Source organism: Peribacillus sp. NPDC055009 (assembly GCF_053608705.1).
Map to the genome: position 1 here is coordinate 91,420 of NZ_JBSGVZ010000006.1, position 11,519 is coordinate 102,938.

Here is an 11,519-nt window from a genome sequence, read left to right on the forward strand (position 1 = left end):
TAAAAGGAGGAAAAAAGTATGAGCAATGCAGCGATTTCTGTTAAAGGGTTAAAAAAATCCTTTAAAGACAATGAAGTCTTAAAGGGGGTGGATTTTGAGGTGCGGCGTGGCGAAATTTTCGCACTGCTGGGCTCAAATGGAGCAGGCAAGACGACGACGGTCAATATCCTCTCGACTCTGATGAAGGCCGATGGCGGCGCAGTAGGTATTTGCGGCTTTGACGTCCAGAGTCAACCGGATAATGTTCGCCAGAACATCAGCCTGACAGGGCAGTTTGCAGCTTTAGACGGTATGCTCACCGGGCGGGAAAACCTGATGATGATCGCCAAGTTGCGGGGAGTTTCCAATCCTGCTCAAGTCGCCGACAATCTGCTTGCGAGATTCAGCCTGACCGATGCGGCCAACCGCCGGGCGGATAAATATTCCGGCGGGATGAAGCGCCGGCTTGACATCGCCATGAGCCTGATCGGGACGCCAGAAGTCATTTTTCTCGACGAACCGACGACAGGGCTTGACCCCGAAGCGCGGATTGAAGTCTGGGATACCGTCAAGGAGCTTGCCGGCGGAGGCACGACCATCTTGCTGACGACCCAGTACCTGGAGGAAGCCGAACATCTGGCGGATCGTATTGCCATCCTGCATGGCGGAAAAATCATCTCGACCGGGACCCTTACCGAACTCAAGGAGATGTTCCCGCCAGCGAAAGTGGAGTACATCGAGAAGCAGCCGACATTGGAGGAAATTTTCCTCGCGATCATCGGCAAAAAGGAGGAAATTTAAATGAAAAGTAAAACAGGGGTATTACTAGGACGTTTAATGCGCAACATCATGCGCAGCCCAGATACAATTATCACGGTGGCGATTACGCCGATTATGATGCTGCTGCTGTTTGTCTACGTATTTGGCGGCGCAATAGATGCAGGCACAGACAACTACGTCAATTATTTATTGCCGGGAATCTTGCTGATGGCTATCGCATCCGGCGTCGCTTACACTTCCGTGCGGCTGTTTACGGATGTAAAGAGCGGACTGATGGCACGTTTCATCACCATGCCCATCAAGCGCTCGTCGGTATTGTGGGCTCACGTGTTGACCTCGCTTGTTTCCAATGCGCTTACTGTCGTGGTGGTTATCCTTGTCGCGCTCTTGATGGGCTTCCGTTCCAACGCTGATATCCTGGATTGGCTTGCGGTAGCTGGGATACTCGGGCTGTTTACGCTAGCGCTGACATGGCTGGCGGTCATTCCCGGATTGACAGCGGGGTCTATGGAAGGGGCGACAGCCTACTCATACCCGCTGATTTTCCTGCCGTTTATCAGTTCAGCCTTTGTTCCCACGGAAACCATGCCTAAAATTGTCCGTGCGTTCGCTGAGAACCAGCCCGTGACTTCAATCGTGAATGCGATTCGTGCCCTCTTGTATGAAGGGTCTGTTGGCAACGATATTTGGATCGCGCTTGCCTGGTGCGTCGGCATCATGGTCATCGCTTACTTCTTCGCCAGTAAAGCATTTAAACGCCAGTTAGGGTAAGTACACCATAAAGGGATTGGCCAAATTAATGGTCAGGCGATGCGATGAAAGCATTGCTATCACATGGAAGGCTGCTTGAATGCCGGGGCAACCATCACATGGAAACCCACAAAATTGCTGTGATTAGTGGCGGCTCGATCAGTTATCCCAACGCGAGGTTTGCATGCATGTTCCGAGTAAAAGTGGAAAATTCACGAGTAAAAAAACAGCAAAACTCACGAGTAAATCCGCAAAACTAAAAAGCAAATGATTGCTGTAAATTCTTCTGTAATTAAAAAAACGATGCCCCCGGAATTCTGGGGGCATCTTCATTATCATCTTTGCCTTGGGGTGTAATCCAATTCCTTAAATAGTTCCGTCAATTCATCCTCGGTCAGGTCGCGCCATTGTCCGTTCGCCAGTCCGTCCAGATGGATGTTCATGATCCGGATTCGATGTAAATCACGGACTTCATAGCCCAGTGCGGAGCACATACGGCGGATTTGTCTGTTCAGTCCTTGCATCAAAGTGATGTTAAATGTATATTTGGTCAACTGCTCAACTTTGCAAGGAAGTGTTTTCGTATCCAAAATCTCCACTCCGGAGGACATATCTTTAATGAAGGACGCGGTAATTGGCTTATCCACGGTTACGATGTATTCTTTTTCATGCTTGTTTTCTGCACGAAGGATTTCATTTACGATGTCTCCGTCATTTGTAAGAAGGATCAGACCGCTTGAGTCCTTGTCCAGCCGTCCGATATGAAAAATGCGAAGCGGATGATTTACAAAATCAACGATATTCCCTTTTATGTGTTTTTCGGTCGTACTTGTAATCCCTATCGGTTTATTCAGTGCAATATAGACATTTTGCTGTTCGACTTTTATCGGCTTGCCGTCGACACGGACATCATCGCCGGGTTCAGCTTGACTGCCAAGCTCAGCTACCATGCCATTAATCGTCACACGGCCATCGGCTATCCATTTGTCTGCGCCTCGTCTCGAGGTAATTCCGGATTCACTGATAAATTTATTGATCCTCAACTAAAGCACACCTTTACATTCAGATTTTCTTCTTTAAAGGATAACGTAAATCATGGTGCATAGACAAGGGGAAAAGACAGAAAGCGTTCGTTGGTTAGAATTACTGGATGTTCTTTACATGTTCCTCGTGACAGCTGCCGGATATGCCTTTTTCTTTTTGCTTGTCAGGTAGACACCTATAAAGACCAGGATGCCACCGAGGATTTGGATGAGCGAAATCGCATGACCTAAAACCAGGCTAAGGATGGCGGTAAATACAGCAATCAGATTCAGGTAAATTCCAGCCTGGCCGGCATTGATATGACGAAGGGAAACATTCCAGAATATAAATGAGCCGACAGACGGGAAGATTCCAATATATAAGAGACCCGTGATGGCTTTACTGCTTAATTCAAGGTTCATTCCCGAACCAATGGCAAATGGAGCGACGAGAATCAATCCGAGAAATACGGAAACGGCAGTAGCAGAGATGATCGGAATGTTTTTCAGTTTTTTACCGATTATTGAATAGAAGGTCCAAACGAGAATCGCCAGGATCATCAATAGATCGCCTTTATTATAGGTGAGCTGGAAAATATCCAGAAGGTGTCCTTTTGTCAAGACCAATAAAACGCCGAATAAAGAAATGATAAGTCCGAGTGCATGGAGGGATGAAATTTTCTCCTTTAATAGCAAAGCGGAAAAAAGAACAATTAAGGCAGGGTTCATGGAATTGACAAGAGCGGCATTCATGGAAGTTGTATAGGTTAAAGCCCAATAAAGGAAAAAATTATAACTGATGATCCCGAGCACACCCAAAACTAATAGTAATTTCCAGGCTTTCCATACAGTCTTCCAGTGTGGCTTTTCAATCCACTGCGCTAAAGGAAACAATAAGAAAACGGCAATTAGCCATCGCGCAAATGTTAGCTGGATCGGGGAAAGTTCTGTCACAACGTATTTTCCGAAAATGTAATTACCGGCCCAGAACAAATTTGCCAAGATAAGAAATAAAATAACAATAGATTTTTTCATAAGACTGCCTCTTCCTTAATTTATGGAATATTCACTAAATATAACAAAGTAGAGGTACCTAAGCAATATAGAGAGCCTACGGTTAATTTAAGTACAAGGATGAACCGCAGAGCAGGATAAAAAGGCCGTTCAGCTTAAACTGAACAGCCTTTTTCACATCTATAATTAAGCGAAAATGGCACTGATTTCGGCAATTTCGTCCATGGTTAAATCGACATCCAATGCTTGTAAGTTGCGTGTGACCTGTTCTGGCTTTTTCGCTCCGGGAATGAGTACATCAATCGAGTGCCGAGTTAAATACCAAGCTAGGACGACATCGGCAACTTCGGTATGCTTCCTGTTGGCTATCGCCCGTACTTCTTCCACTTTTTGCAGGTTGCTTACAAAGGCTTGTCCTTGGAAAAGCGGACTTTTTGCCCGGCCGTCATCGAATGTTGATTCCTGATTATATTTGCCGCCGAGCAGACCGGACGCAAGCGGGAAATAAGGAATGAAGGAAATATCATTTTCGGCTGTATATGGCAGCAGGTCTTGTTCTGCCTCACGTTTGAATAGATTGTACTCGGATTGCAGGACATCGACATAGCCGTCTTTATTCGCTTCCTTCAATTGTTCGAACGAAAAGTTCGAGACGCCGATTGACTTGATTTTACCTGCATCCTTCAATTCCTTTAAGGCACCTACTGCTTCATCTTTAGGAGTATCGCGATCAGGGAAATGGATATAAAATAAGTCGATGTAGTCTGTTTGGAGCCTTTTTAGACTCGAGTCCACGGCATCTTTCAGAAAAGCCGGAGAGTTATCAAATACGATGTTGCCATCGACAAATTTATGTGCCCCTTTAGTGGCAAGGACTATGTCATCGCGTCTGCGACTCTCTTTAAGGATTTCACCGATAAGTTCTTCTGAACGCTCAGGACCGTAAATGTAAGCTGTATCCCAAAAGTTGATTCCCTCTTCCAACGCCGTTCTCAAAACATCCCTTCCTGTATCCTCACTTAGATTAGGGAAAAGGTTATGTCCGCCAATTGCATTCGTGCCAAGGCCAATCGGATTTACATATAGATCTGTTTTACCAATACGGGTTTGCTTAGACATATTACTTATCATCTCCTTTGACCCCATCATAACAAAAAGCGGATGTCTATTTCCAAAATAAAGCAATGCAGGCGTGCACAAAATAAGCAGATGATCTGTAAAATCACCTGCTTACTTCATTATTATAGTGTTTCGATTTCCAACTCCTCAGCTGGCGCTGTTTGTCCGATTTGACTGAGCAAAACGCCAAGGGCTGTACCGACGAGAGCAGGGATGATCCACTCCATGCCGTAGGCGGAAAGGGGAAGGACATCACTCAAGGTTTGCACCGGTCCTAATTGTAGGCCGAAAGCATTCAGTCCATCCATCAAGGCGAAAACTCCTGTGAAAGTCATTGCACTGCGATAAACCTTCTTCGGGTTTTTGAAATGACGGCTGAAGAATGTCAGGACAATCAGGACGATCGTTAACGGATAAGCCATCACAAGGAATGGTACCGATACTTTCAGAATTTGATTCAGACCCATATTTGAAAGGATGAAACCGACGATTGTTACAATCAGAATGACGGTTTTATAGTTCAGTTTGGGGAAAAGTTTCGAGAAATACTGTCCGCAAGCAGTGGTCAATCCGACAACGGTGGTGAAGCATGCTAAAGTGAAAATGATGCCGAGAAGGACCTTTCCGCCAGTTCCAAGTAAAAGGGTCGATGCGACAGTGAGGATATCCGTTCCGTTTTCGAATGAACCATCTGCTGCCATGCGTGCTCCGATTACTCCTAAGGAGATATAAACTAAAGAAAGCAAAACACCAGCGATGAGACCCGCTTTTACTGTATATCTCGTCAATTGCTTTCGTTCTGAAATCCCCCTTTGCTGGATTGAAGTAAGGATGACGATCCCAAAAGCCAGGGAAGCTAAAGCATCCATCGTGTTGTAGCCTTCAATGAACCCTTTCGAAAATGCTCCTGCAGCATATTCTTCGGTTGGAGCTTGGAATGGAGCATCAAGCTTTACGAACCCAACGACACAGAGAATGACCATGGATAAAAGAAGAACGGGTGTAATCCAGCGTCCCATGAAGGTTTCCATTTTTTCTGGATTCAATGAAATGGCATAAACGATGATGAAAAATACGGTTGTGAACATGAATAGAAATAGTGATTGATTCATTGAGTCTCCAAGATACGGCTTGAAGCCCATTTCATAGGCAACATTCGCATTCCGCGGAATGGCGAGGAACGGCCCGATGCTTAAATAGATGATAACCATGAACAACGTGCTGAATAGTGGATGTACACGGGCACCGATGGTTTGTGCCCCGCCCTTAACAAGTGAGACTGCAAGAAGCACCAAAATTGGCAGGCCGACTCCGGTGGCGACAAAACCGGCAATGGCCGGCCAGAATGAAGTTCCTGAAGATGCTCCTAAAAATGGAGGGAATATAAGATTCCCCGCTCCGAAGAACATTGAGAAAAGCATAAGGCCGATAAATAATGTGTCTGTTTTTTTCATGGTGATTTCTCCTTTTTTTTAAAATGATAACTCTCGCCGACTGGCCTGAAAAAGGCTAATTAAAGTGTTTTGTGCAAATAAAAAACTCGCCCCTGAAAATCAGGGACGAGTTTGTGCTCGCGATACCACCCATATTCCGCACTACAAAGAAGCTGCGGCACTCAGTCAACGTACGAATTCATACGTGATCCATTGTAACGGCGGAAACCCGTCAAAGCCTACTTCATTTTCAGCTTTGCATCTCAGAGATGATTTTCGGATAGGCCTTGGACATCGACTTCCACCACATGTCGACTCTCTGTGGAACAGGGTTCCCATCTTACTCTTTCTCTTCATAGATTTTATAATATAAAGACAATTTAGCAAATTCTGATTATGAAGTCAACATAATTTATCATAAATCCTTTAAAAGGAGCAGGAAATTAGTCCCTCGTTAGCGAAACTTCCTTTATCCAGAGGATTTTTTGAACAAGAATAGGCTATAACTCCCTATTATCTTTCTAATCCCAACTATATTATAATAGAAGGCAGAACACTAAAGGAGACAACAGTATGTCTGAAAATAAAAAGTTAAGCCTGGCGGATGCAGTCAAACAAAAACTGGCTCAAAAGCAAGCGGGATTAAGTAAAGATAAACTGGAAACAGGCGTTGTGAAAAAAACGAAACAGCTTAAAAGCCAGTTGACCAAAAAGCCGAATAACCAACGTAAGCGTACAGGGGTATAATCCTAATTTGTCAAAGGACAAGTACTGTTCGGAGCTTATCAGAGAGCAGTTACCTTTTATGAATGAGGGTACTGCTTTTTTATATGGAAGAGGCAGGGGGATTTTGCTTTTTACCGTTTATAGGTAAGTTGAAGGGTGGGCTTCTGGTAATTTAGAGGGATAAAGAATGGTTCGCTCACCTCTAGAAAAAACATATTTTCTCGAATATGGAAATGACATCTCTGTATCGGTTTATTAAAAACATTACAGTTCCAATTGTTTCTGTTTTAAAATTGTAAGAGTGGTGACATGTTGTTACCATATTGTTTTGCTAAAATAACATTTTAAGGTTTTGTAAATGATTTTTTAACTAAAGGAACCTATAGATTGAATGTTAGGTCTACTAGAAGGCTTATAGAATCAGTGATTATCCTTTAATTGAAAATATGAAATATATCGGGGGAATAAAGATGGACGAACGTCTGATCGGAAAAAAATATTATGAAACGATGATTGAGGATACAAGGAAGCACCCCATTCAAGCTTTGGGTGAAATGTTTCTCGTGGAACAAAAAAAGGAAAGAGCGGATTTAACCGCAATTCGATTTGCTCAAGGAGAAGTATATTTTCAGCATCATGACTATGAGGCAGCCATTTTTAAATGGGAAAACATAGAAGGGGAACTTGGTTCATGGGCGAAGAAAAACATCGCTGATGCTTATTTTGAACTGGAAATGTATTCAACCGCAGAGGATATCTATAAATCCGTCGATACGGATGAAGCGGTCTTGAAAACAGAGGTTCTTTTGCAACTGTTTTCCCTGTACATAGTGGAATCGAGAAATGACCTGGCTTCCAATGTCGTGAAAGAAGCAGTCGAGTTCCAACCGGACTACCCGAATGTCACGGAAATTGCACGTGCCTTTTTTGAAGAACAAAAGGATTGGAACAGTGCGGTGGTATTAGCGGCGAATGAAAGTATCCGTACAGAATCAATGGGCTGGTTCGATGTGCTGAAAACGTATATCCAGCAAGGTGTTGCCCAATCGATGGATCCGGATTATTTTTCAACTGTCCTTGGTTCGCTATACACACTCGACCAGGAACGTTTCGAAAAGGTGACGGTTGCCCTTTGGAAAAACTATAAATATACGGATTCTTATTTCGAATGGCTGAGAGTGATTAATAACTTGATAGATACCATCGAATTGAACCATGCGGATGTATGGGAAGAGCTTTCCGTCTATTACAGGGATGCATATGCAGGTCTGTTAGAAGGAACGCACCTAATCAAGGAATTAAGTCCTGTCGTGCCAAGGTTGCTTGAAAACTGGCTCAAAATCGCAGACGGGGAGCTCTCGCTGTTTGCGGCGGCATCCGCGTTGTCCTGGAATGAAATCTTCCCGGATACGATCAATGCGTTGGTCATTCAGGACGCAGAGAGCCTGCTTTCGAAATCGCCTAAATTGGGTGGCGGACTGGAAGCGGGAGAGAAACTGTTCAATTCCATTATCCAGTGGGCTGAAGATAATGATTTAAAGGTTGGCAATAAGCTTAAATGGATGGTAGACGGGCTTAAGGATACCCGGAATTTCAATCTTCTTCTTGCTGGAAGCACAGGAAATGGCAAGACATCCTTTATTCAGTCAATCGTTGGTGAGAGCATTGCCGCTGAAGATCATTCGTCACTAGTCAGTGTCAAAGATGGGGATGATTTGGAAATCCTTGAAATTACCGATACAGATAGCAAAGTTGTCGAGGAGCTAACTGATTTGGATGAAACACGCCGCCAGCGCGGGACTATTGTCGATGTGACCATCATCAGTGACTACCTAAGGAATAATCATCTGCGATTATTGGATACTCCTGGGTTCAATGGGGAAAAAAGCGTGGAATCCGATTTCCAGGGCTATTTACATGGCAGTGATGGATTGATGTTCGTTCTTGACGCCCGGGCGCCTTTCACCGGCAGCGAACGGGATCTGTTATTGGAAATTCAAATGATGGCTCCGAAACTGCCGATTCATTTCTTATTAAATAAAATGGATACGATATACAGTGATCAGGTCGCAGTCCGGATGGAAGACGAAACATGGGATAAAGTGAATGCCTATTTCCCGAATGCGAAAGTATTCGCTTTCTCTAAACATTATGACAGCCGGCAGCAATTGAAGGACCTTTCAGCCTTCCTTCAATCGAATTATCAAGATGATAATTGGAAGGAAAGAAGATCTGAAAAAATCCTGGCATTCATTCGTAAAACTTTATCTTATCTGTTAGAAAAACGGGCAGCCAATGAGCGGAAATGCGAGCATTCCATCTCTTGGAATGAACAGATGGAAGTCAAGCTGAATGGGGCTGTCAACCAATTGGCTGATTTGGAAAAAGAGAAAAGTGAAAATATCATAAGGTCGTATCGTTCGCTTAAGGACGAAGTGAAAAGTCAGCTTTATTCAAAAATTCCTGAATTACTGAGGGATTGCTCTAAATCGTTAACGGAAAGCAGTGATTTCAGTCAGGTCCATGTACAGTTAAATCAGGAAATGAATGAGCGGATTCAAAACTTCATTTCTGACAAGATCATGCCTCAATATTACCGTTCTCTTCAAGACTGGATTGCCAGTTCCCAAATGGAGTTCTCACAAAGCCAGCAGTTTATGGATGAGATGAGTGCCGGTTTCAATGAATTATACAAAGAAGAACGGATTACGCTTGCAGGCGACTTCAGAGTATTGGATGACTGGCGCCGTGATGCCGACCGGATGACAAGCAGCATCCGCATCGAAAACGTCAATATCCTTTTGCGCAGGACTCCATCTCAATTACTGCTTAAAGGGGCAGGGAAGCTGTTTGGGGCGATACCGCAAAATAAAGCCAATATGTACAATCGTTATAAGAAATACCTGGAAAGTGAAGATTACCTGGATGTTGCGGAAATGATCACGGAGCGTTTCCTTACCCAATTTGGATTGTTTGAAAAATCTTTGGATCGTGACATCTCCCTTTTCTATCGCGGTTCATTTGCATTACTTCAAAAAACGATAGAGCAAACGCAGACTGAAATAAAAGACTACCAGGCTGCATTGGAGCATATGAAACAAAATCCGGAAGTTTACCGTGACCCTATCACTTTGTTCGAAGTGAAATTAAGGCAGTTGGAGCGGCTTGAAAAGATTGAGAAAAAGCGTCTAGCCCAGCTTCAAAGAAAATAAAAAATAACGGGGAACATTTCAAATATTCAAAAATCTATTGACTTTACGACTATATCCCTATAAAGTGATAATTACAAAAACGTAACACGATATATCTCTTATCAAGAGTGGCGGAGGGACTGGCCCTAAGATGCCCAGCAACCGTTCCATTAGGAATTGGTGCTAAATCCTGCAAAACAGAAATGTTTTGACAGATAAGAGAGGGACAAGTCTGCAAAACAGCCGATTAAACCTCTCTATATTAGAGAGGTTTTTATTTTGGGATTTACACCAACTTAACTGATGAGACTAATAAGAAAAAATGGAGGGAAACAAGATGAAAAGGTCTATTAAAGGTATATTCATTTCAGCCATCGCTTCGGCTTTGCTTTTAACGGGGTGCTCTACAGGTCAGAGTTCCACAGAGTCGAAGAAAGAAGAAAAAGTATCATTTGAAAATGTTCCGGAAAGATTCGCTGATGGAGATGGAGCCAGAATCAAAGTGATCCGTAAAATTGGCGGTGATGATCATACGGCCCAATACCTGGCGGGGGCGAAGGAAGAAGGAGAAGCACTGGGGTTTCAAGTGGATACGTACACAGCCAATGGTGATACGGCTAAATTCCATGATGCGATAGCGCAGGCTTTGGAGGAAGATTATGACGGCTATATCATTTCACATGGTGATGATGCAGCAACTGTGAATGACGTTCAAAAGTTGGTTGATGCAGGTAAAAGCGTTGTCACATTCGATTCAATAAGCGATCTATCTAAAATAGAAGGCGTGACATTAACTTCACAAGATGATGAAGCGTTGGCAACACTGGCTTTTGATAAGCTGATAAAAGAACAGAAAGGTAAAGCGGCAATTGCATACCTTTGGGTGGACGGTTTTCCTCCAATGGTAAGAAGAAATGCAGTCTATCAGGAAAAATTAAAAGAAAATCCTGGGATCAAAGAAGTCGAAAGGTTCGGAGTGGCATCTGCTGATACATCGGTTCAGACACAAAATGCTGTAGCCGCAATGCTGAATAAATACCCTAAAGGTAAATTGGATGCCATTTTCGCAACATGGGATGCCTTTGCTATCGGTGCAGCCCGGGCGATTAAAGAGGCGGGCCGCGATGAAGTGAAGATATATGGAATAGATGTCTCGAATGCAGATCTCCAGGAAATCCAATCGGCTGATAGCTCATGGTCCTACACGGCAGCAGTAGATCCCAAGTTGATCGGTGCAGTAAATATGAGGATATTGGCTAAAAAATTAGCGGGCGAAGAAACGCCGCAAACCTATGACTTGGAGGCTTCACTTATTTCACAAAAGCAAATCCAAGCGTCTAAAGAAGCGGTGAACATGGCAAATCTGTCAGGTATTGTCGATGGCTGGGGTGTATCGACGGAATTTGAAGAAGATTGGATGAAAGTTTTGAAAGATCATTATAAAAATTAAAAAGAGACACTCTCTTTCAAGTAGAAGGGAGTGTCTGTTCAATAAGGGGGAATGG

Annotated in this window: 9 protein-coding genes, 1 riboswitch and 1 other annotated feature; of the genes, 5 read left to right on the plus strand and 4 right to left on the minus strand. The window is 43.7% G+C overall.

The window, feature by feature from the left end:
• Positions 1-18: 18 nt before the first annotated feature.
• Together ACWF5P_RS11685 and ACWF5P_RS11690 are read left to right on the plus strand one after the other, a co-directional pair.
• Complete coding sequence (locus tag ACWF5P_RS11685; protein WP_434168388.1) at positions 19-780, plus strand: ATP-binding cassette domain-containing protein; 762 nt, start codon at positions 19-21, stop codon at positions 778-780.
• Positions 781-1,530, plus strand: coding sequence for an ABC transporter permease (locus tag ACWF5P_RS11690; protein ID WP_101224955.1), 750 nt, complete (start codon positions 781-783; stop codon positions 1,528-1,530).
• Between the two features lie 314 nt (positions 1,531-1,844).
• Here the strand turns inward: ACWF5P_RS11690 and rluF are convergent, their stop codons facing one another.
• The 4 genes from rluF to brnQ form a co-directional block, all read right to left on the minus strand.
• Positions 1,845-2,552 carry a 23S rRNA pseudouridine(2604) synthase RluF gene (gene rluF / locus ACWF5P_RS11695; protein ID WP_434168389.1) on the minus strand — a complete coding sequence of 236 codons (708 nt, stop codon included), beginning with the start codon at positions 2,550-2,552 and terminating at the stop codon, positions 1,845-1,847.
• A gap of 114 nt (positions 2,553-2,666) precedes the next feature.
• Entirely contained in the window at positions 2,667-3,566 is a 900-nt protein-coding gene (locus tag ACWF5P_RS11700) for an EamA family transporter (RefSeq protein WP_434168390.1), read from the minus strand.
• Between the two features lie 165 nt (positions 3,567-3,731).
• Positions 3,732-4,664, minus strand: a complete 933-nt coding sequence (locus ACWF5P_RS11705; RefSeq protein WP_101224952.1) for an aldo/keto reductase — start codon at positions 4,662-4,664, stop codon at positions 3,732-3,734.
• Between the two features lie 122 nt (positions 4,665-4,786).
• A complete protein-coding gene (gene brnQ, locus ACWF5P_RS11710; RefSeq protein WP_230177905.1) occupies positions 4,787-6,118 on the minus strand; it encodes a branched-chain amino acid transport system II carrier protein in 1,332 nt (443 codons plus the stop codon).
• Between the two features lie 98 nt (positions 6,119-6,216).
• Positions 6,217-6,463: a binding site (T-box leader), on the minus strand.
• A gap of 207 nt (positions 6,464-6,670) precedes the next feature.
• Between brnQ and ACWF5P_RS11715 the strand changes: the two genes are divergently transcribed.
• From ACWF5P_RS11715 to ACWF5P_RS11725, 3 genes are all read left to right on the plus strand, one after another.
• The gene (locus ACWF5P_RS11715; RefSeq protein WP_452444898.1) at positions 6,671-6,844 is read left to right on the plus strand and encodes a hypothetical protein; all 174 of its coding nucleotides are present in this window, start codon (positions 6,671-6,673) and stop codon (positions 6,842-6,844) included.
• Between the two features lie 449 nt (positions 6,845-7,293).
• Positions 7,294-10,035, plus strand: a complete 2,742-nt coding sequence (locus tag ACWF5P_RS11720; protein ID WP_434168391.1) for a GTP-binding protein — start codon at positions 7,294-7,296, stop codon at positions 10,033-10,035.
• Positions 10,036-10,130: 95 nt separating this feature from the next.
• Positions 10,131-10,236: riboswitch (SAM riboswitch) on the plus strand.
• A 115-nt stretch (positions 10,237-10,351) separates the two neighbouring features.
• Positions 10,352-11,464 (plus strand): sugar ABC transporter substrate-binding protein, encoded by a 1,113-nt coding sequence (locus ACWF5P_RS11725; RefSeq protein WP_260356383.1) that lies wholly within the window; start codon positions 10,352-10,354, stop codon positions 11,462-11,464.
• Positions 11,465-11,519 lie beyond the last annotated feature (55 nt).

Bases quoted from the DNA above. Each gene is read 5' to 3' on its own strand.
- brnQ (WP_230177905.1), bottom strand. From the start codon at position 6,118: ATGAAAAAAACAGACACATTATTTATCGGCCTTATGCTTTTCTCAATG.
- ACWF5P_RS11715 (WP_452444898.1), top strand. From the start codon at position 6,671: ATGTCTGAAAATAAAAAGTTAAGCCTGGCGGATGCAGTCAAACAAAAA.
- ACWF5P_RS11720 (WP_434168391.1), top strand. From the start codon at position 7,294: ATGGACGAACGTCTGATCGGAAAAAAATATTATGAAACGATGATTGAG.
- ACWF5P_RS11705 (WP_101224952.1), bottom strand. From the start codon at position 4,664: ATGTCTAAGCAAACCCGTATTGGTAAAACAGATCTATATGTAAATCCG.
- ACWF5P_RS11700 (WP_434168390.1), bottom strand. From the start codon at position 3,566: ATGAAAAAATCTATTGTTATTTTATTTCTTATCTTGGCAAATTTGTTC.
- ACWF5P_RS11690 (WP_101224955.1), top strand. From the start codon at position 781: ATGAAAAGTAAAACAGGGGTATTACTAGGACGTTTAATGCGCAACATC.
- ACWF5P_RS11725 (WP_260356383.1), top strand. From the start codon at position 10,352: ATGAAAAGGTCTATTAAAGGTATATTCATTTCAGCCATCGCTTCGGCT.
- ACWF5P_RS11685 (WP_434168388.1), top strand. From the start codon at position 19: ATGAGCAATGCAGCGATTTCTGTTAAAGGGTTAAAAAAATCCTTTAAA.